This is a genomic window from Paenibacillus nanensis, assembly GCF_003583765.1.
GTDB lineage: Bacteria > Bacillota > Bacilli > Paenibacillales > Paenibacillaceae > Pristimantibacillus > Pristimantibacillus nanensis.
Genome location: NZ_QXQA01000015.1, coordinates 123,067 through 142,870, shown reverse-complemented (window position 1 = coordinate 142,870; position 19,804 = coordinate 123,067). Strand labels below are relative to the sequence as shown.

The 19,804-nt window shown below is 52.1% G+C and carries 18 protein-coding genes, 1 pseudogene and 1 riboswitch; of the genes and pseudogenes, 15 read left to right on the top strand and 4 right to left on the bottom strand.

Translation table 11 applies throughout. From position 1 onward, the window contains the following. Window positions 1-274: 274 nt before the first annotated feature. Window positions 275-1,630, top strand: a complete 1,356-nt coding sequence (locus tag D3P08_RS20895; RefSeq protein WP_119602060.1) for a lytic polysaccharide monooxygenase — start codon at window positions 275-277, stop codon at window positions 1,628-1,630. A gap of 132 nt (window positions 1,631-1,762) precedes the next feature. Here the strand turns inward: D3P08_RS20895 and D3P08_RS20890 are convergent, their stop codons facing one another. Beyond that, on the bottom strand, window positions 1,763-3,586 hold the full coding sequence (locus D3P08_RS20890) for an APC family permease (protein WP_119602059.1): 1,824 nt from the start codon (window positions 3,584-3,586) through the stop codon (window positions 1,763-1,765). Window positions 3,587-3,734: 148 nt separating this feature from the next. Beyond that, window positions 3,735-3,894, bottom strand: a riboswitch (cyclic di-AMP (ydaO/yuaA leader). A 281-nt stretch (window positions 3,895-4,175) separates the two neighbouring features. Between D3P08_RS20890 and D3P08_RS20885 the strand changes: the two genes are divergently transcribed. The 4 genes from D3P08_RS20885 (at window position 4,176) to D3P08_RS20870 (ending at window position 7,796) form a co-directional block, all read left to right on the top strand. Then, complete coding sequence (locus tag D3P08_RS20885) at window positions 4,176-5,030, top strand: manganese catalase family protein (RefSeq protein ID WP_119602058.1); 855 nt, start codon at window positions 4,176-4,178, stop codon at window positions 5,028-5,030. A gap of 176 nt (window positions 5,031-5,206) precedes the next feature. After that, a complete protein-coding gene (locus D3P08_RS20880) occupies window positions 5,207-6,310 on the top strand; it encodes a glycosyltransferase (RefSeq protein WP_119602057.1) in 1,104 nt (367 codons plus the stop codon). Beyond that, entirely contained in the window at window positions 6,307-6,900 is a 594-nt protein-coding gene (locus D3P08_RS20875; RefSeq protein WP_119602056.1) for a glycerol-3-phosphate acyltransferase, read from the top strand. The genes D3P08_RS20880 and D3P08_RS20875 overlap by 4 nt, the downstream gene beginning before the upstream one ends. A gap of 53 nt (window positions 6,901-6,953) precedes the next feature. Next, the gene (locus tag D3P08_RS20870) at window positions 6,954-7,796 is read left to right on the top strand and encodes a fumarylacetoacetate hydrolase family protein (RefSeq protein ID WP_240647684.1); all 843 of its coding nucleotides are present in this window, start codon (window positions 6,954-6,956) and stop codon (window positions 7,794-7,796) included. A gap of 44 nt (window positions 7,797-7,840) precedes the next feature. Here D3P08_RS20870 and D3P08_RS27400 read toward each other — a convergent pair whose 3' ends face one another. Continuing rightward, window positions 7,841-8,017, bottom strand: coding sequence for a hypothetical protein (locus D3P08_RS27400; RefSeq protein ID WP_162848553.1), 177 nt, complete (start codon window positions 8,015-8,017; stop codon window positions 7,841-7,843). Window positions 8,018-8,418: 401 nt separating this feature from the next. On the opposite strand from D3P08_RS27400, the gene D3P08_RS20865 reads away from it, so the two are divergent. From D3P08_RS20865 to D3P08_RS20845, 5 genes and pseudogenes are all read left to right on the top strand, one after another. Further along, window positions 8,419-9,900 carry an Lsa family ABC-F type ribosomal protection protein gene (locus tag D3P08_RS20865; protein WP_119602055.1) on the top strand — a complete coding sequence of 494 codons (1,482 nt, stop codon included), beginning with the start codon at window positions 8,419-8,421 and terminating at the stop codon, window positions 9,898-9,900. A 32-nt stretch (window positions 9,901-9,932) separates the two neighbouring features. Next, window positions 9,933-11,158 (top strand): annotated as a pseudogene (locus tag D3P08_RS20860) (winged helix-turn-helix domain-containing protein). Between the two features lie 74 nt (window positions 11,159-11,232). After that, the gene (locus D3P08_RS20855; RefSeq protein WP_119602054.1) at window positions 11,233-12,723 is read left to right on the top strand and encodes an aminoacyl-histidine dipeptidase; all 1,491 of its coding nucleotides are present in this window, start codon (window positions 11,233-11,235) and stop codon (window positions 12,721-12,723) included. Between the two features lie 69 nt (window positions 12,724-12,792). Further along, the gene (locus D3P08_RS20850) at window positions 12,793-13,371 is read left to right on the top strand and encodes a hypothetical protein (RefSeq protein ID WP_119602053.1); all 579 of its coding nucleotides are present in this window, start codon (window positions 12,793-12,795) and stop codon (window positions 13,369-13,371) included. A gap of 32 nt (window positions 13,372-13,403) precedes the next feature. Then, window positions 13,404-14,060: a hypothetical protein gene (locus tag D3P08_RS20845; RefSeq protein WP_119602052.1), complete on the top strand. Its 657-nt coding sequence runs from the start codon at window positions 13,404-13,406 to the stop codon at window positions 14,058-14,060. A gap of 116 nt (window positions 14,061-14,176) precedes the next feature. Here D3P08_RS20845 and D3P08_RS20840 read toward each other — a convergent pair whose 3' ends face one another. Next, complete coding sequence (locus tag D3P08_RS20840) at window positions 14,177-15,016, bottom strand: helix-turn-helix transcriptional regulator (RefSeq protein WP_119602051.1); 840 nt, start codon at window positions 15,014-15,016, stop codon at window positions 14,177-14,179. Window positions 15,017-15,134: 118 nt separating this feature from the next. Between D3P08_RS20840 and fabF the strand changes: the two genes are divergently transcribed. After that, window positions 15,135-16,376, top strand: a complete 1,242-nt coding sequence (fabF, locus tag D3P08_RS20835) for a beta-ketoacyl-ACP synthase II (protein WP_119602050.1) — start codon at window positions 15,135-15,137, stop codon at window positions 16,374-16,376. Window positions 16,377-16,437: 61 nt separating this feature from the next. Continuing rightward, complete coding sequence (locus tag D3P08_RS20830; protein ID WP_119602049.1) at window positions 16,438-17,013, top strand: DNA-3-methyladenine glycosylase I; 576 nt, start codon at window positions 16,438-16,440, stop codon at window positions 17,011-17,013. A gap of 38 nt (window positions 17,014-17,051) precedes the next feature. Here the strand turns inward: D3P08_RS20830 and D3P08_RS20825 are convergent, their stop codons facing one another. Then, window positions 17,052-17,540 carry a nucleoside deaminase gene (locus D3P08_RS20825; RefSeq protein WP_119602048.1) on the bottom strand — a complete coding sequence of 163 codons (489 nt, stop codon included), beginning with the start codon at window positions 17,538-17,540 and terminating at the stop codon, window positions 17,052-17,054. Window positions 17,541-17,725: 185 nt separating this feature from the next. Here D3P08_RS20825 and D3P08_RS20820 point away from each other — a divergent pair, with 185 nt between their 5' ends. From D3P08_RS20820 to D3P08_RS20810, 3 genes are all read left to right on the top strand, one after another. Continuing rightward, entirely contained in the window at window positions 17,726-18,208 is a 483-nt protein-coding gene (locus tag D3P08_RS20820) for a hypothetical protein (RefSeq protein ID WP_119602047.1), read from the top strand. Between the two features lie 27 nt (window positions 18,209-18,235). Beyond that, the gene (locus D3P08_RS20815; RefSeq protein ID WP_119602046.1) at window positions 18,236-18,901 is read left to right on the top strand and encodes a PspA/IM30 family protein; all 666 of its coding nucleotides are present in this window, start codon (window positions 18,236-18,238) and stop codon (window positions 18,899-18,901) included. Window positions 18,902-19,052: 151 nt separating this feature from the next. Next, window positions 19,053-19,760, top strand: a complete 708-nt coding sequence (locus D3P08_RS20810; RefSeq protein ID WP_240647681.1) for a GDSL-type esterase/lipase family protein — start codon at window positions 19,053-19,055, stop codon at window positions 19,758-19,760. Window positions 19,761-19,804 lie beyond the last annotated feature (44 nt).

Genomic DNA, 19,804 nt, shown 5'->3' with positions numbered 1-19,804 from the left:
ACCGATTCATCACAGCGCCGTCCGCAACTCTTCCAGCTACTTTGAACCGCCTCATTACGTATGCATCACTTTTCGCTTCTCCGTTTTCAGCGTATATAAGCTCTTCCTGGAGTTTATATAAATCTATGACAGAAGGAGCTGGTGTTTATAGAGGGTAAACGTTGAGGGTTTCATGGACCAGTCGAAGAGAGGAGACACTTGTACTAACACTCCGCATAAGGGTAGGAGAAGGAGAACCAACTGCCAATTCCTATAAAATGGAGGTTATGTAAAGATGAATCAGCTCCGTATCGATTCCCGTATGTTTTACCGTATTATGCTTGCTAGCGGCGGTCTGCTGCTTATACTCGCTTGTATGTTTGCCTTTGCAAAGTCCGTATCTGCGCACGGCTATATCGATTCGCCGGCCAGCCGGGCCATATTATGTAAGAACGGGGTAAATACGAACTGCGGCAATATCGTCTATGAGCCGCAAAGCCTTGAAGGACTGAAAGGCTTCCCAGCCGCCGGGCCAGCCGACGGCAAAATCGCTAGCGCGGGACTTGCGGCATTCGCGCCTCTCGACGCTCAAACCTCCACACGCTGGAGCAAAGTGAACATGAGCAGCGGAACCAATACGTTTACATGGAAGTTCACGGCACGCCATGCCACAACAAGCTATCGTTACTTTATTACAAAACCAACCTGGAACCCTGACGCGCCGCTATCCCGCGCGCAATTCGATCTTACGCCGTTCTGTACGGTCCAGGGCAATGGACAGCAGCCGCCTGAGACGCTGTCTCACAGCTGCAATGTTCCTGCGAGATCCGGCTATCATGTCATTCTCGGCGTATGGGATATCGCCGATACGCAGAACGCTTGGTATATCGTCATCGACGCCCAATTCAGCGGCTCGAATCCTCCAGGCGATACGACGGCTCCATCCGCGCCTGCGAACGTAAGATCCAGCAATGTGGGCACGACTTCTCTCACGCTGGCCTGGAATGCTTCGACCGACAATATCGGCGTTACGGGCTATGAAGTATTCTCCGGGTCCAGCTCAACGCCAATCGCAACAACATCCGGCACAAGCGTTAACTTGACGAATCTGAATGCCGGAACGGCTTATAGCTTCACGGTAAAGGCTTACGATGCGGCAGGCAATCGATCGGCCGCCAGCGCAAGCCATCAAGTAACGACCAGTCCGCTGCCGACGAATGATACGACAGCGCCTTCCGCGCCAACAAACCTTCACGTCATGGGAACGCCAACTTCAAGCTCCGTCTCCCTGATGTGGAACCCGTCGACGGACAATGTCGGCGTTGCCGGCTACCGCATTTATCAAGGCTCGACCCTGGTCGCGACAGTCACGGGCACCGATCGTGTCGTAACCGGACTTAGCCCGAGCACGCAGTATACGTTCACCGTGCGCGCCTTTGACGCAGCCGGCAATGTCTCAGCCAACAGCAATGCCGTAACCGTGACGACGGCAGCGGGTCAGACCGGAGCAACGCCTTGGGCTCCGAATACCGCCTATGCGGTAGGGGATCTCGTCACTTATAACGGCGCGACATATAAGTGCCGCCAGGCGCACACTTCATTGACGGGGTGGGAGCCTAGCATCGTTCCCGCATTGTGGGAGCTGCAATAATGACGGTTCATTAAGTTGAAAAAGGGCTTTGCCAATAGGCAATAAGTAATTTGATTAGCTCCTCGATATCGTTTCAGGAAAAAGGACCTCATTTTCCGCTTTGCAGTGGAATTTGAGGTCCTTTCGCGTGCTTTATTTTTTCAGATGGTAGGGGACGGTTGTAATGATAATGTCCTTGCGGTAAAGCAAGTAAGTGCGAATCAAAAAGCTGGTCTGGTTGTGAAGCAAGTTATGCCAGCCTTTTTTCGGTATAAATTGCGGGATGACGACCGTCACCTGGTAGTTATTTTCGCTCGCTTTCCGATGAACCACATCGATAAATTTACTAAGCGGCTGAATAATGCTCCGGTATGGCGAATGCAGCGTGACAAGCCGAATATCCGGCATCCATTTGCTCCACTTCTCCTCGAAACGAGCTTCGTCTTCCCGCTCGAAGGGGATATAGACCGCGATAATTTGTTCGGCGGAAAGCGATCTTGCGTAATTCAACGAATGCTCCACGACATGCGTAATGCCGGATACCGGAACGATGATCACATTGCCCTCGATCGGAGTAACCGGCTCGCAGGTGGCCAATCGCAGCTGCTCGCCGACCGCTTCGTAATGCTTTTTAATGCGGTGAAACACATAGACGATGACCGGCAGGAATAGGAGGACGGTCCATACCTGAGCGAACTTTGTAATAAAAAACATCAGGGTTACGGTCAGACAAATAACGGCCCCTGTTGTATTAATGATCAGTTTGCCGACCCAGCCCTGCGGTTTCTCCCGAATCCACTTTACCATCATGCCGGACTGCGAAAGGGTGAAGGGGATAAACACGCCGACCGCGTAAAGCGGGATGAGCTGTTCGGTCTGACCTTGGAACACGATGATGAGCAGAATGGACAGCAAGCCTAGGCTAATAATGCCGTTCGAATAGCCGAGTCTATCGCCGCGCACCGTAAACATTCTCGGAATAAATTTATCCTTCGCCAAATTGACGGCAAGCAGCGGGAAGGCCGAATACCCCGTATTCGCTGCAAGGATCAGGATCAAAGCCGTTGCGCCTTGAATGAAAAAATACATTGCGTTGCGCCCGAATGTTTCTTCCGCAATTTGGGAGACGACCGTTACCTCGTGCATCGGCGAGATGCCATAATAATAGGCGAGAAATACGATGCCGGAAAACAGGACCGCCAGCAGAGCCCCCATCGCCATAAGCGTCCTGGACGCATTGTTCGGCGCCGGATCTTTGAAGTTCGGAATGGCGTTCGAAATCGCCTCAACACCGGTAAGCGCCGAGCTGCCCGATGCGAAAGCTTTCAGCAGCAGGAACAGGCTGATACCCGCAATCGGCGTGCCAACCGGCGTATGCAGCTCATGGGAGACTTCGCCCGTTGCGATCCGATAGATGCCGGTGCCGATTAGGATAAATAACGCGACCACGAACAAATAGACCGGATAAGCCAGTACCGATGCCGATTCGGTAACGCCCCTTAGGTTCAAAATCGTGAGCAGCAGGACGAAAACAACGGCGATCGGAACAGTGTATTCATGCAGCGAGGGAAAAGCGGATGTAATCGCGTCCGTCCCTGCCGAGACGCTGACGGCGACCGTTAGAATATAATCAACCAATAAGGAGCCGCCCGCGATCAGACCGGGATATACGCCGAGATTGTTTTTGGACACGACGTACGCGCCGCCGCCATGCGGGTAAGCGAAGATAATTTGCCGATAAGAAAGAATCAGTGCGCATAACAAGATCAATACGCCGATCCCGATCGGGACCGAGTACCAGAACGCTGCCGCGCTCACTGTCATTAAGACAAGTAAAATTTGTTCGGGTCCGTAAGCAACGGAAGATAAAGCATCGGAGGAAAGGATCGCGAGCGCCTTCTTTTTGTTCAGTTTTTGCTCGCCTAACTCCGTTGACTTCAACGGTCTGCCGATCAGAAGTCGTTTAAAGGCTGGCATACAGGTTTGCACTCCATTCTGAGAACAATTTTTCGCAGCACCGTTATTCTTTACGAAAAAGCCTGCCTTAAATTCTCATCGGACAGCACAAAAAAGCCGCAGGAAAGCTGGACCTTCCCGCGGCTTCTTCAAAAAAAGTTGCGCGATGAGTTCCTCTTTCGGGACGCTTACGAGGTTAGCTGACGGATTCAGGTTTGAAAGTAACCTTACACCTGATCTAAACGGATCAAGTGATTCACCCCAGGAATGGAAAGCCCATTCCGATGGTTCCCCCGCTTCTGGATTACAGAATTAAGCGATTAAGGAGTATTCCGTTGTATAGCGTGCTTACATTGATCAATCATACGCCTCGCAATCCGCACTGTAAAGAAACAAGGAAGCCGATAGCTGCTCAAAAACGAGGATTTGACATTCAAAATACCGCTTACATCGAGGCGAATCATGTTTAATCTTCTTAATGCTATCGTTCTCTCCGCGTTTCGCATTCGACGATAAAGCCGAGCATTGAGAAAAAGACTCGTTCGTTACGCATAAGTCGGCGTTCTTCAACAAATGGTATACCGTAGAACCAACTAAAGGAGGCATAGCCTTGTATTTCTACAAAGAAGACTTGATCAATATGATTGTGCCGGATAAACCGGATCCGGCGGCCGCTAAGGTTATCCAAGAAATACTTGGCGGCCACTATGGCGAAATGCGGACAATGATGCAGTTCTTTTTTCAAAGCAGCAATTTCAGAGGAAAAGCGACGCAATACCGCGATCTGATTCGCGGCATTTTTCTGGAAGAGATTGCGCATGTCGAGCTTGTTCAGAACACCATAAACCAGCTGCTCACCGGCAGCGGGGAAGAAATGCCGGGAAATGCTGGAGTTGACGGCGCGCCTCTTGACGACGCGGTGAAAAACGCGAACCCGCATCATTATATTGTCGGAGCGCAAAGCTCATTGCCGGTGGACGCCGGTGGCAATCCTTGGCTTGGCAATTATGTTTACAGCCATGGCAATTTGATTAGCGATTTGCTGGATAACCTGCTGCTCGAATCGACAGGCGTGCTGCAAAAGACCCGTATTTACGAGATGAGCACGAATAAAACGTTCCGCGAAACGCTCGCGTTCCTCATCGTTCGGGATAACGCGCATCAGAATGCTTATGCCAAAGCGCTTGAGACGCTCGGCGTTAACTGGGGCAGCTTATTCCCTGTGCCGAACTATGATATTAACAAATATCCGGAATGCCGCAAATACGTCGATATGGGCTTCCACAACGCGCAGTTTAATTTCCGGCTGGATCAGACGCGGATTGGAGAAATATTTAGCGGCAAATCGCCTAGCCGCAACGGCGGAGAGCTACAGGTTGTTCCGCCGCCGGAAGGTTACCCGCTGCCGTACAATGTCGAGCTGCCGAACGAGCACAGCCCTGGTTTAACCGATATGAACAGGTAATACGATTCGCGCGGCGTGTACGACAAAGCGTAGGTTCCCAATAAGCTGGGGCCTATGCTTTTTTTTGCGCCAAATATCCGCCATTTCCTTGCAATGATTCGTCGCTCATAGAAGGATCAAGGCGTATCATATAAATAGATTACAAGGAAGCCAATCACTCTGACGGGGGCGCTGGCATGGAGAAGATTCTAATCCTTATTGTGTTGATAATCGCCTGGACGGCCGGATGGATTCTGTTTCGCAGGAAGACGGTTTCCGTTAGCCGGGATGAAGCGCTAAAGCAGGGCAAGCTTTCGGTTATTATTCCAGCAAGAAACGAAGAACATAATCTCCCGAACCTTCTACAATCGCTTCGCGACCAAACCATTCAGCCGTTTGAAATTATTGTGGTGGATGACCACTCACTCGACCGTACGAAAGCGATCGCCGAGAGCTTTGGCGTAACCGTTATCGAAAGTCCCGAATTGCCTCCGGGATGGACGGGGAAGAACTGGGCCGTCTATAACGGCTATTTGGAGGCGACTGGCGACTTGATCGCGTTTTTGGATGCGGACGTCCGGCTTGCGCCGAATGCCTTGCAAGCGTTGCTCGAAGTGCGCGAGCGTACGGGAGGGGCAATCTCCGTCGTCCCTTATCATGAAACGAAACGGTTTTATGAACGGCTGGCGTTAATTCCGTGCCTGCTTGGGGTGTTTGCGTTTACTTCGCCGATGGAGCGGCAAAATCCGGATCAAGGCTTGTATGGGGCTTGTATCCTCGTGTCGAGGGAGCAATACGAACAAGCGGGCGGCCATATCGGAATTAAATCGGAGCTGCTGGATGACCTCAATCTTGGCGCCAAGTTTAAAGCCGCAGGCATTCCGGTCAACAATTATATCGGACACGGATTAGTCAGCTTTCGAATGTACCCCGGGGGCATACGAAGCGAGATCGAAGGCTTTAGCAAAGGAGCGGTTCTCAGCACGGGCAAGCTGAGCGGCTTGACGACACTGCTTGTGGCGATGTGGCTAATCGGACTCCTTGCGGCCGAGGCGGCGCCGTTTTTCTTAAATACAGCTTGGTGGAAGCCACTAACGGCAGGTTATGTGCTTTATACCGCGCAGATCTATTATTTCGTTCGTTACACCGGCCGATTCGGGATAGCGCTGCCGACGATTCATATGTTAAGCTCCGTTTTTTTTATCGGCATTATGATTTATTCTGTTATACAAGTGGTTTTCTTCGGCAAAGTGGCTTGGAAGGGGAGAAGCGTTGATGTCGGGGGGCGGGATATGTCATGATTATCCTGTGGACACTAATCGCGTTCATAAGCGGATCGCTAATGTTCTCCTACTGGCTCGGTCTTCTTGCAAAGCGAAATTTGAAGGAACAGGGAGACGGCAATCCCGGAGCGATGAATTTATGGAAAGCGGCCGGGTACCGTTATGGGCTCGCGGGCATCGCGCTTGATTTTCTGAAAGGATATTTGCCCATATTGATCATGATCCGGGCGGGCGACATTTCGGGCTATGCCGTTGTTTTGCCAAGCGCGGCCGCTCTTCTCGGCCATTCGTTCTCCCCGTTTTTGGGCTGGAGAGGAGGGAAAGCGATAGCGGTCAGCTTCGGCGTATGGAGCGCATTGACGAGCTTTGCTGCTTCGCTCGCTTACGCTATTCTACTTGTGCTGTTACTATTTCTCGGTCGCTGGATACGCAAAGGAAAACCGGCAACGCCCGTATCGGACGGCATGCAAGTGGTGGCTGGCATGGTCTTGTTAGCGGTCTATTTGCAAATGGCCGGATATCCGGCGCAGATTCTTATGTTCTGGCTGGCAAATGTTCTGGTTCTCCTCTATACGCATAGCAGAGAACTGGCGCATGTTCGCGGGTAGGGGCACAACAACGGAGCGGGGGATATACGACAAATGACGATGGAGGACTCAATGTGAAGCTGTTGCAATTTTACGATCTGCAAGACCCTAACCGGGTGCCGCGAGTTGGCATAATGGAGGAAGACGATCAGATTATCTCGTTTCAAAAAGGGCTTTCCGCAAAAGAAATCATTCGGCATCCCGACCGGTACCGGGCGGAGGATGGCGCCAAGCGCCGCAGGCTGGACGAGGTCAAGCTGCTGCCGCCGATTACAGATCCGGAGAAAATCATTTGTATCGGTTTAAACTATTATGATCATGTGCTGGAGTCGCAGATGGAGGTGCCGAAGGTGCCTGTCTTGTTCCCCAAATATAACAATTGCTTAGCCGGCCACGGGGACGAAATCGTGATCCCGAGCGAAGTGACGCAATGCGATTACGAGGTTGAGTTAGCGGTTGTCGTGGGGAAGACTGCCAAGCGGGTGCCCGTCGAGTCCGCCTTGGACTATGTTTATGGCTACACGATCTTAAACGACGTCAGCGCAAGGGATATCCAGCTGCATGAGCCGCAATGGACCCGCGGCAAAACGATCGACGGCTTTGCTCCGACCGGTCCATGGATCGTAACAGCCGATGAAATCAGCAATCCCGGACAGCTAGGCATCTCGTTAAAGCTTAATGGAGAGGCGATGCAGGCTTCGAATACGAAAGAACTGATTTTCGATATCCCTTACCTCATCTCATTCCTCTCGAGAACGTTGACGCTGCAGCCTGGCGATATTATTAGCACGGGGACGCCGCCAGGGGTAGGAATGGGGAGAAAGCCTCCGGTTTGGCTGAAGGACGGCGATGTCGTTGAAGCGACGGTTGAAGGGATTGGAACATTGCGGAATACATTCGCCGCGGAACGCGGATAAATGAAAACAGCTGCCGTCATGGCAGCCGTTTGTCTTTATTCCTTCTATTCCTTGCGGCTAACGAACTCGTTGGGAATGCTCGAACCGGACGGATTATTGTTTTTCGTCTGACTGAGACGTCCGTTCCGATACTCGCCGCCATGAACGTCATTTTCCCTCTGATCGTTGTTATCCGTTTGATTATGCTGGTTATGGTTATAATTTGCGTTGTCGTTACCCATTTGGCATAGCTCCCTTTTTTTTATTTCTGCGTACACTTTAGAGTGTGTACCCTGCCCGCAAAGTATACAGGATTTTCTTTTTTCAGATGTCAGACCCGGCCATTTGGTTGAAATTATCCAATTATCATGGTATGATACGGGTACTTTATCGAATGGGAGCTGAAAAGGAACATGGAGTAATTTTTCTTGCTGATCGATGGAACAAACAGGATCACGCGATCATTCCGCATGGATATTTCGCATGTTTGTTTTGTTATATGCAAGAAAGTTACAGGTTCCTTACACTCAGGTCTATATATCCGTACCAACGCCCGTAAGTGGCCGTTTGGTTCGCTGTATTTATTTGAGCTGCAAGAAGTAACTTTCTTGCAGCTCATTTTATTTACGCGGGAGGATATTTTATGTCATTAATAAATGTCACGAATCTCACTTTTGCTTACGACGGCAGTTACGATAACATTTTTGAGGATGTAAGCTTTCAGCTCGATACCGATTGGAAGCTCGGCTTTACGGGGAGAAACGGGCGGGGGAAGACGACCTTTCTAAACCTGCTTCTTGGCAAATACGAATACAGCGGACATATTTCCGCGAGCGTCAGCTTTGAATATTTTCCTTTCCCCGTCGGGAATAAGGAGAACCATACAATCGATGTGGTGGAGGACATCTATCCGGACTTTCAGCATTGGGAGCTGATGCGCGAACTGTCATGGCTGCAGGTGTCCGAGGATGTGCTGTACCGGCCGTTCGAATCCTTATCCAATGGAGAGCAGACGAAGGTGCTGCTAGCGGCATTGTTTTTGAAGGAAAACAGCTTTCTTCTCATCGATGAACCGACGAACCATTTAGACATGCACGCCCGCAAGCTGGTCAGCGATTACCTGAAATCGAAAAGCGGCTTTATTCTGGTATCGCACGACCGCGCTTTTCTCGATAATTGCGTGGACCACATTTTGTCCATCAACCGAACCAATATCGAGGTGCAGAAGGGCAATTTTTCGGACTGGTGGTTAAATAAGCAGCGGCAGGATGATTACGAGCTGGCAGAGAATGAAAAGCTGAAAAAAGATATTAAACGTCTGTCGGATGCGGCTAAGCGGACCAGCAATTGGTCGCATGAGGTAGAGAAAACGAAAAACGGCACACGCAATTCCGGTTCCAAAGTCGATAAAGGGTATGTCGGCCATAAAGCCGCGAAAATGATGAAGCGCTCCAAGTCCATCGAGCAGAGACAGCAATCCGCCATCGATGAGCGCTCCAAGCTGCTTAAAAACATTGAGGCCTCCGACAGCTTAAAAATTACGCAGCTGCCGTATCACAAGAGCCAGCTCGCCGAGCTGGACAACGTGTCGATCTATTACGGAGATAAGCTCGTATGCCGGGACATCGATTTTACGATCGAGCAGGGAGACCGAATCGCGCTTTCCGGCAAAAACGGCTCCGGTAAATCAAGCATTCTAAAGCTGATTTGCGGCGAGAACATTAGCCATACGGGGACATTCAGATTGGGAAGCCAGCTTAAAATCTCTTACGTATCCCAGGATACTTCGCATTTGCATGGCAATTTGACGGATTACGCGAGGGAGAACGGGATTGATGAAAGCTTGTTTAAAGCGATTTTGAGAAAGCTCGATTTCGCTAGAATCCAGTTTGAGAAGGATATGTCTTCGTTCAGCGGAGGCCAGAAGAAAAAAGTGCTGATCGCAAAAAGCCTATGCGAGAAAGTCCACTTGCACATCTGGGATGAACCGCTTAATTTTATCGACGTCATCTCCCGCATGCAGATCGAGGAGCTTCTTCTGGAATATGAGCCGACGATCCTGTTTGTGGAGCATGACCGTGAATTTTGCGCCAATATTGCGACCAAAGTCGTCGAACTCTCTTAACGAATATCCATGGAGACGGGAGCGGAGCCAGAATGAAGGCGATACCGGTATCGAAACGCGCGGTAAGGAGATATTTGCTCGATAAGCAGCTGCTGCTTGAGCCAATACCAAGTGTACAGGACTTCGGAGGGGATGAACAAGAACGCGTAATGGAGGTCATTCGGCAGCTGGAATGCGTACAGATCGATCCGGTATCCGCCGTTCGTCCGAATCAGCATTTGGTGCTGGCCGCGCGGTTGCCCGGTTATCAGCCTGGCGTCATGAATGAGCTGTTGCGAGAACGGAAGGTATTCGAATACTTTGCGAACGCCGCTTGCGTCATTCCGATGGCCGACTATCCGATTTTTGAGCCGACGCGGGCTGGCATGCGGGAGCGTACGGCGGCTTCGATCGAAGCGCTTCGTCCTGTCGTCGATCAAGTTCTGGGCAAATTGAGGGCGGAAGACCTTTGCCCGCCAAAGCATTCGAATCGGAAGAGCGGGTGCACGGCTATTGGGACAATGACCGGGCCAAAACAAAGGCGACCTCTCACGCGCTCAATCTGCTGATGGATGCCGCGCAGATCCGGATTGTCGGGAGAGAAGGCAATCAGCGGCTGTTTGACGTGACCGATCGCAGCGTGCCCGCAGAGCTGCTGTCATTGGCAGGCACGCTTGGCGAGGTTGAGGCCGGCCGGTTAATGACGCACAAGTATATGCGTGCGTATCGCATATTCGAACCGAGCGATGCGCGTTTCGGCTGGCAGCGGCTGAAGGCGGCCGAGCGGCGGGCCATTATGGAGCAAGGCGTGGCGGCTGGCGTCATTACGGCTTTGGCAATTGAGGAACTTGAACGTCCCTATTATATGCTAACCTCCGATTTAGACTGTCTAATTGAGCATCAGAGGCAAATCGACGGTGCGGGAGACCAGGCTGATGACGATGCACCTATTTCGTTTCTGCCGCCGCTGGACAATTTGTTATGGAGCCGTAAGAGGCTGGAGGATCTGTTCGGTTTCGAATACCGGTGGGAAATTTATACACCGGCCGTTAAGCGGAAGTACGGCTACTATGCGATGCCGATATTGGCCGGAGACCGCTTAATCGGCCGGATCGATCCGCGGCTTGACGAGAAGCAGAAGCATCTGAAGGTGGAGCTTCTGCAGATCGAGCCTGGTATCAAAATTTCGGACAAGCTTCGGTCAAGCCTTACAAGCGCGATCGAAGCATTCGCGAAATCTCACGGCGCGCAAAACTTCACGATCCCGGCATGGACCTGATTGGCTGAGTTGCGCGGCGCGCCAAAAAGGGAGATACTTACATAGTGAAAATTTGAGATCAGGAGGATGCAGCTATGAGCGACACGATAACGCGCGTCTATACGGGCGATAACAAAGTATTGCAATATTTCGAGGAGCTGTCCCAAATTCCCCGCGGCTCCGGCAACGAAAAGGCAATCAGCGACTTCATTGCCGATTTCGCGAGACAGCGAAGCTGTGAGGTTATTCAGGATGAACGCAACAATTTGATAATCCGCAAGCCGGCTTCGAACGGATATGAAGCGGCTCAGCCGGTCATTTTCCAAGGCCATCTTGATATGGTCTGCGAAAAAAATAAAGGAACGGCGCATGACTTTACCCGGGATCCGATCCGGTTCAAAATCGATGGCGACATGATCTATGCGGACGGAACGACGCTAGGCGCAGACAACGGCATAGCGGTTGCGGCAGCTATGGCGATTATCGATTCGCCTGAGCTCGAGCATCCGGAGCTGGAGATGATTCTGACGACAGAGGAAGAAACGACAATGGTCGGGGCGTTCCATCTTGACGCTTCTCCACTCAAAGGCCGCATGATGATCAACTTCGATTCCGACCGCGAAGGCATTCTGTTCGTAAGCAGCGCCGGCGGCATTAATCTTTATCATACGGTGCCGGCCGTATGGCAAGCACGGAGTGCGGCGGCGGGAGAGCCCTACACGATTCAAATACAGGGCCTAACCGGCGGACATTCGGGCGACGACATTATTCACGAGCGCGGCAACGCGAATAAGCTGCTTGGACGCGTGTTGAATGATCTTGTGCGCCATACCGACTTCGCTCTTGCTCGTGTAAGCGGCGGGATGAAGGTCAATGCGATTCCGCGCGAAGCGGAAGCCGTTGTTTATTTGACGGCGGAGGGCGTTGAAGCGGCGGCGACGCGCATCGAAGAGTTGAACCGTATGCTGAAGGACGAATTTCAGGTTAGCGACAAGGGCGTAACGGTCTCGCTCGAAGCCGGATTCCAAGCGGAGAACGAAGCGGGTGCGGTTCCAGCGGATAACGTATTGTCGGAGCAAACAAAGCTTGCCGTCATTCGCCTGCTGACTCTCATTCCGAACGGTGTGCTCAGCATGGACAAGGCGATTCCGAATCTCGTCCGTACATCCTCGAATCTTGGGGTGGTGACGACGAGCGGGGAGGAGATCGTCCTGCACAGCTTGTCGAGGAGCTCGCTGCGTTCGCAAGTTGACGACGTATTGCGGACGATGGAGACCTTGGCCGAGACGGCCGGGTGCGGCTTCCGGTATGACAGCTACTTCCCTGGCTGGCCGTACCGCGCGGATTCCAAGCTGCGCCCCGTGTTCGAGTCGGTGTACGAGCGGAAATTCGGCAAGCCGCTTGAGATCAAAGCGATCCATGCCGGACTGGAATGCGGCGTGCTAATCGAAAAAATGCCGGATCTCGACTGTGTGTCTTACGGTCCGAACCTGTTCGAGATTCATACGCCGCAGGAGCATCTCTCCATCTCATCGGTAGAACGGACTTGGGCATTTCTGCAAGACGTGCTGCGCGAGCTGAAATAAATCGTTTGTATGAATAGAGTCATATCCATATAATGGGTGTGACTCTATTTTTTTGAGGTGAAGCTTCGAATGGATTATTGGATATGTAACGGCACTCCGTTATTGTTGAATTATTTAGTGTATTTGTCGAATATCCTTCATAATCGAAGGGGGGCGGAAGTGAAGCTGTTCCCTTACGGCAGCATGGAGGAAGCAATCTTCTGGGATGAAGCATCCATACGACAGGCTTGGGCGATCAGCTTGGCGAAATATGCGGAAGGGGATTCAGCAGGAGAGGTGGATTCAGTCTTGCAAAGCAATCAGACTATCCATGAGACGTTATTTCCTGGCTCCATAGAAAAGGACAGCAAAGTGCTGCAGTCCTTTCTCGCTTGGTGGTGGTCCTATCCTTGCGGCGGGAAAAACGCGCTGGAGATGATGTCGGCCCCTCTCATACCGGTCTTAGGCGATGAAATCAGAGCCTTAATAAAGGAGAAACATTCAAATAAATCGATTCAGATGACGATTCAGTTTCTTTACAACCCTATCAGCGACGCAAGCCTTTCCTTGCGAGGGGACGGATATGTTATTGTCCCGCTGATCGAGCTGTCGGGCGGGAAGGGGAAAATTAGACAGCTGGCTTTTGATATTGTTAATGGCATTAATTAAGAGGGGAGTCGCCAATTGGGAGGGGGTTGGGTATGCCTATAAAGTATTTTAGATCGTTAATTATCTGTTTCCTTTGGGTTGTGCTTGCAGGCTGCGGAACAGAATATGGCCACTACCAAGACAATAACATGATCGGAACGGTGCAGCATGTGGATCTTGATCAAAATGTGATCGAAGTCGATATTTCCGAATGGAGCAAGCGAGATATCAGAGGCGGAATCGATGATTATGGCGTCGCGCTTTCGATCGAACAGACAGATCAATTGGTCATAAAGAATGAAGACGGGACAATGAGCGATATTGACCAGCTTAAGCTTGGACAGAAGGTACTCATTAACCCTCCCAAGACTAAAAACAACTCTAATTACGAGGCTAGGGAGGTTATGTTGATGGAGATGACCTTCAAAGAAAAGTATAAGACCCTACTGTCCAACAGGAAAGAAAGCTATAGAACGACCGTATGGGAGACGGAAGAACATCCGTTACAACCGGAAACGAGGGAAAAGCTGATGGGGCTCCTTTCCGAAAGTCCGATCGGCTTCGGAGCGTTTCCCTCGGGTTATGTCGTTGATTTTAAGAAGGAGCTCGAAATCGAGCAATTTCCTGTAATGCTTGTGTTCGATTATAAAGGACTCGTGTTTAAAACGTATGATGCTGATGAGTTGGCATCGTTTTTCGGCTCCCAGTAACATGAATCCAAGAGCTGGCTAGTCGAATCTGCCCGTCTAAAAACAAGCCATTCAGCGAAAGACAGAGGAATGCCGGTTCCTCTGTCTCTTATTATTCGAAGATAGAATCTATCGCGCTAACGCTCCATCATAAGCGATTTCATCTTCTCTTCGGTATTCGTATCCGGAGCCGGCGTGTAGATGCTGCAGCGGAGATCGGCGCTGCCGTGCACCTGGAGCGATGTCAGGTGAAACAGCATTTTGCCGGCCTTCGCGTGGCGAAACTCAAGCAGCATCTCCGGCGCGAAGCTCACGTCGCTCTTTTCCCAAATTCTTTGAAAATCGGGATGCTCTTCTCTCATCTCTTGCAAAAACTGCTCATACCACTCATCGTCTACGTACTGTCCGTAGTAAGCGCGGAACATGGCCAAAAAGCCATTGGTGAACTGCTCCCAGTTGACCGCAAGACGCCGCAATTCTCTCCGCGAGAAGACAAGCCGGATCAAATTCCGCTGCTCCGGAGGAATCTGATCAAAATCGATGAACACATGGGCGGCCGCTTCGTTCCATCCGACAATATGAGAGCGGCGATCGGAGATGATCGCCGGGCAGCACTTCAGATCTTGAATGATCCGGCGAAGAGAGGGGCTGATCTGCGGATTATCCTCCTTTGGCAGCCGAACGACAGGTCCCGATTCCAGCGCAAGCGAAAATACGTATTTCCGCTCATCCTCCGTAAGCTGAAGGGCAGTTGCGATACATTCGAGCACGAAAGCGGAAACTTTAATATCCCGGCCTTGCTCAAGCCAGGTGTACCAGGTTGAGCTTACGCCCGCGAGCTGAGCGACTTCCTCGCGTCGTAGTCCAGGCGTGCGCCGGCGTATTCCCTCAGGCAGGCCGACCGATGCGGGGGAGATTCGCGAACGGGCTTGCTTCAGAAATGCGGATAAGGCTTGCAGCCTTGTTTGACGATTCATGACGGGCGCCTCCATTCCGTTATACTGGTACTTATTATACTAGGATAGCCAACAACTTGTAATAGGATAAATGAAGTGGCAGGATAACATTATAACCAGAATAGGGGAGGAGCTAACAATGGAACGTGTCGTTATAACTGGGCTCGGAGCGGTCACGCCTCTTGGAAATCAAGTGGACCGTATGTGGGATAATCTCGTTCGGGGGGAGTCGGGCGTTAAGAGAATCGAGCATTTCGAGACGGAAGGCCAGAAGGTGAAAATCGCGGCGTTCGTCCATGACTTCGATGCGAAGGAGCTGTTCGGCGTCAAGGAGGCCCGCCGGATGGACCGGTTCAGTCAATTCGCGGTCGCCGCTGCCGAAGAAGCCGTTCAGGACGCAGGGCTTGACCTAAACACTCTGGACCGCGAGCGTGTCGGCGTCTATGTCGGATCCGGAATCGGCGGCATTCAAACTCTTGTCCATCAACATGAAACGCTGATGACAAGAGGAGCGGGCAAAGTCAGCCCGACGCTTGTTCCGATGATGATCTCGAATATGGCCGCTGCAATGATCAGCATTCGGTTAGGGGTGTACGGCCCGACGTTATCGCCTGTAACGGCTTGCTCGATTGGGAATACGGCGATTGGGGAGGCGTTCCACCGGATTGCGGCGGGCAGAACGGATATTATTCTGGCCGGCGGAGCGGAAGCGGCCATAACGGAGCTGTCTCTTGCCAGCTTCGCCAACGCGACGGCGCTATCGACCCGGAATGACGATCCGGCAGCGGCAAGCCGCCCGTTCGATCGTGACCGGGACGGCTTCGTTATGGGAGAAGGCGCAGGCATTCTCGTCCTGGAATCGCTAACGCACGCGCTGCGCCGCAACGCCCGCATTTATGCGGAGGTTATCGGTTATGGCGCTAGCTCGGATGCGTACCATATGGTCGCGACGCACCCGGAAGGGACGGGAGCTTTCCTGGCGATGAGAGAGGCTTTGCGGGATGCCGCCATTTCGCCGGAACAGGTGGACGTCATCAGCGCTCACGCCACGAGCACTGAGCTTGGCGACCGGTCGGAGACGGCCGCTATCAAAAGACTGTTCGGCGATGCCGCATACAAGGTGCCGGTAACCGCGAATAAATCAATGCTCGGCCACCTGCTAGGAGCGGCTGGCGGAGTAGAGGCGATTGCGCTTGTAAAAAGCCTGCAGGATGGCGTCATTCCGCCGACAATAAATTTGCGGCAACCCGATCCGGAATGCGATCTGGACTATGTTCCGAACGAAGCGCGCAGGGCAAATTTGCGGATCGGGATGTCCAATTCCTTCGGCTTCGGCGGGCACAATGCCGTAATCGTCATGCAAAAATTCGAGACAGCTTGACTTCCAGAACGTATGTTCTGTATATTAAAGGAAGTTGAAATGATGACGAGGAGAGCGGAAGATGGCTGCACGTTGCGCATGGGTTAATGATGATCCGATATATGCGGAGTATCATGACCGTGAGTGGGGAATCCCTGTCCATGAGGATCGGAAGTGGTTCGAATTTCTTGTATTGGAAGGCGCGCAGGCGGGACTCAGCTGGTATACGGTGCTGACGAAACGCGAGGAATACCGCCGTGCTTTCGATGGCTTCGACCCGGAGAAGGTCGCGCTTTATGACGATCAGAAAGTAGCGGAGCTGCTGGCGAATGAAGGCATCATCCGTAATCGCTTGAAGATCCGCTCGGCCATTAACAATGCGCAATGCTTCTTGAAGGTTCGCGAACAATTCGGCACCTTCGACGCGTACATTTGGCGATTTGTTGACGGCAACCCGATTGTGAATCATTGGCGGGATCGAACCGAAGTGCCGGCATCCACCCCTCAATCGGATGCGATGAGCAAGGACTTGAAGAAACGCGGTTTTACTTTCGTTGGGACGACCATATGTTACGCCCTGATGCAAGCCTGCGGCATGGTGCAGGATCATACGCTGGATTGCGATTTTGCGGGAATTCGTCAGCCCGCCGAGTCATAACGAAAAATAGCCGCTTTCCGCGGCTTTTTTCGTTGGATTTATGACTGCTGTCTTGACCGATGAAGTTTGCGGTGCAGCTCGCGGACTTGCTCGGCCAGCTCAGGTACGGGGCCGTCAATGACCGTATCGCGAATGACTTCTTGAATCGCAAGCGGTCGAACGCGCGATTCCGCCACTCCCAGCTCCCTCAGCCATTCCGTTAATTGTGCGGAGGAGCTGGCATAGACAATCCGCCCCAACCCGGCCCAGCCATGGGCCGCCGCGCACATCGGACAATGCTCTCCCGAGGTATAGACTGTCGCGCGCTGCCGCTCGGCCAACGGCATATTCTGCGCAGCCCAACGCGCAATCGCAAATTCCGGATGCTGCGTATGGTCGCCGCCTGCTACGTGATTGTGGTCCTCCATAAGCACTTCTCCGTCTTCCGATACCAATATCGAGCCAAACGGCTCGTCGCCGGCGTCAAGAGCCGCCTCTGCAAGCTCGACACAGCGTCGCAAATACTTTAAATCCTTTTCGTCGATCATCCTTACTCCCCCTTGATAACAAATGATGGTGTACAAGTATGCTAGCATAAAAACGCCGCCGATTAAAATGTTCAGCTTTTTTTTAGCTTGCTTTCATTTCCTGCTAAGCTCCAGTTCATTTTCCTTTCAGATTCGTTTTTTAAGATGGGCTTGTACGATAAAACAAGTCGGAAGGAGGTGGCAGCATGAAAAGGAATCGTACCATTTGGCTCACGGCTGCCGGTGTTGCCGGAGCCGCGCTCATTCTTGTGCTCGTCAAAGCGATGGCGGTGACGGGCCATACCAACTATATCTATATTCAGCATGGACCGGTCCGCGGAGGGCATGGCGGACTTTTCATTCGTCAAGTTGCCCAGCATCATTCCGCTGCAGTCTGGCTGGCGCCGGTATTGGCCGTAATGAAGGCGGCCGCGCTGACTGCGGCAATCTGGCTGTGGTCGAAAGCAAGGGGCATTCTCCGCTTCGTATGTGCGGTTGCGGCGGGCTTCGCGCTCATGAGCCTTTTGTCCCCGGTATGGGGCGTTCTTTTAATGGCCCTTTTGCTTATCATCCAATCGAAGAGCAAGCGCGATCCATCTTTTGACGGCACCTATTACGCCCATGTTAGGAATGCGCCGGTCGACAGAGGCAGCTTTCTAGATGAATGGGAACGCAATGCGATTAAATAAATCAATCCTGCTAAGGAGGACAACGCGATGGGAATAATCAAACGAGTAAAAGAAATAGTGGCGGCAGACATTCATTCCTTACTGGATAGATGCGAAGATCCGGAGAGCATGGCGAAGCTGTACCTGCGCCAAATCGAAGAGCAAATCGAAAAAATAAGCAGGGTCTACGCCGGTCAGCTGGCTGCTGAACAGGAATATCTTGTGCTGATCGAACAGACGGCGCAGATCGCCGCGAAGCGGATGCGGCAAGCCGAATTGGCGGTGGACCGCGAAGAGGAGCGTATTGCGGAAATGGCGATAGCGGACAAGCTTCAGCACGAGAAGCTGCTCCAGAGCTATGAGCAAAGACTTGCCGCGATCCGCAGCCAGCTGGCAGCGCTGAAGGACGAGATTGTCCGCTTGAAGGAGCTGCACCTTGACCTGCACAATCGACTGCATTTTCTTACGCTTAGAGCAAAGGCCGCACAGGCAATCGAAAGCGCAGCCGCTTATCCGGCTTATCGGACCGAACAAGCGATACGTGGATTCGATCGGCTGGAGGAGAAGGTGCGGAGGCTGGAAGCCGGGGCGTCAGTACGGCAATTGCTGCCGTATCCGGCTGGTGTTCCTATGGAACAGCTGGATCATCAAGAGGAGATACGGACCGAGCTGGAGCGGTTGAAAGCTGCTAGGAGCGGGAAGCAGGCGGGCTGATAAAGCAAAAACATAAGGCCTGATCCGTATACTTAAGCAAGAACCGTCCTGCGTGTGCAGGACGGTTCTTGACGTTGTACAAATTGCGCAAGTAAGATGTTCGTAATCCATTTGATGTGAAGAGTCTATGATTGCTCGGAGGGTATCCGCTGTGAATGACAAAAATGAAACAAGGAATACGGCCGTTATTCCAGTCCCTAAGCTGGAGGAGGATTGTTATGACTGGTGGGAGCGGCATGAGCATGTGCTGCGGATTCAGGAATCCGTTAATCCGGAGATCGTATTAATCGGCGATTCCATCACCCACTTCTGGGGAGGGGATCCGCACACCCCAGGGATTCAAGGCGCTCCAGATGCGTGGAACGCCGTTTTTGCTCCATATCGCGTCCTGAATTTAGGATTTGGCTGGGACCGGACGCAAAACGTGCTTTGGCGCCTTGACCATGGCGAGCTGAACGGCTTGTCTCCCCGTACTGTAATCATTTTGATCGGAACCAACAATACAAGCGAAACCGAGAACGCCCGGGCGAATCAGCCGCAAGAAATCGCGGAAGGGCTGCGCGCGATCTGCGACAAGGTTGAAGCTCTGGCCCCTGGGGCCCAAATCGTCGTGATGGCCGTGCTCCCGAGGGAACAATACCCAAACCATCCGCGCCGAGCCGTTATTGCGGAAATCAATTCGCACTATGCTGAAATCGCCAAGGAACGCCGCTATGCTTTCATCGATTTAGGTCCGCAGCTGCTGGAGCCGGACGGATCGTTATCCGTCGAAACCGCTCCCGATTTCTGCCACTTAACGGAGCGCGGATATCGCCGATGGGCTGATGCGCTTCGGCCGTTTTTGCAACATAATCGATAACTAACTGGACCCAGTAAAGCGGCCCGAACGCGAACATTCGGGCC

What these genes read in the sequence shown, in the direction of transcription:
- D3P08_RS20855 (WP_119602054.1), top strand. Translation starts at nt 11,233, where the DNA reads ATGAGCGACACGATAACGCGCGTCTATACGGGCGATAACAAAGTATTG.
- D3P08_RS20865 (WP_119602055.1), top strand. Translation starts at nt 8,419, where the DNA reads ATGTCATTAATAAATGTCACGAATCTCACTTTTGCTTACGACGGCAGT.
- D3P08_RS20840 (WP_119602051.1), bottom strand. Translation starts at nt 15,016, where the DNA reads ATGAATCGTCAAACAAGGCTGCAAGCCTTATCCGCATTTCTGAAGCAA.
- fabF (WP_119602050.1), top strand. Translation starts at nt 15,135, where the DNA reads ATGGAACGTGTCGTTATAACTGGGCTCGGAGCGGTCACGCCTCTTGGA.
- D3P08_RS20830 (WP_119602049.1), top strand. Translation starts at nt 16,438, where the DNA reads ATGGCTGCACGTTGCGCATGGGTTAATGATGATCCGATATATGCGGAG.
- D3P08_RS20815 (WP_119602046.1), top strand. Translation starts at nt 18,236, where the DNA reads ATGGGAATAATCAAACGAGTAAAAGAAATAGTGGCGGCAGACATTCAT.
- D3P08_RS20875 (WP_119602056.1), top strand. Translation starts at nt 6,307, where the DNA reads ATGATTATCCTGTGGACACTAATCGCGTTCATAAGCGGATCGCTAATG.
- D3P08_RS20825 (WP_119602048.1), bottom strand. Translation starts at nt 17,540, where the DNA reads ATGATCGACGAAAAGGATTTAAAGTATTTGCGACGCTGTGTCGAGCTT.
- D3P08_RS20880 (WP_119602057.1), top strand. Translation starts at nt 5,207, where the DNA reads ATGGAGAAGATTCTAATCCTTATTGTGTTGATAATCGCCTGGACGGCC.
- D3P08_RS27400 (WP_162848553.1), bottom strand. Translation starts at nt 8,017, where the DNA reads ATGGGTAACGACAACGCAAATTATAACCATAACCAGCATAATCAAACG.
- D3P08_RS20820 (WP_119602047.1), top strand. Translation starts at nt 17,726, where the DNA reads ATGAAAAGGAATCGTACCATTTGGCTCACGGCTGCCGGTGTTGCCGGA.
- D3P08_RS20895 (WP_119602060.1), top strand. Translation starts at nt 275, where the DNA reads ATGAATCAGCTCCGTATCGATTCCCGTATGTTTTACCGTATTATGCTT.
- D3P08_RS20845 (WP_119602052.1), top strand. Translation starts at nt 13,404, where the DNA reads ATGCCTATAAAGTATTTTAGATCGTTAATTATCTGTTTCCTTTGGGTT.
- D3P08_RS20890 (WP_119602059.1), bottom strand. Translation starts at nt 3,586, where the DNA reads ATGCCAGCCTTTAAACGACTTCTGATCGGCAGACCGTTGAAGTCAACG.
- D3P08_RS20850 (WP_119602053.1), top strand. Translation starts at nt 12,793, where the DNA reads ATGGATTATTGGATATGTAACGGCACTCCGTTATTGTTGAATTATTTA.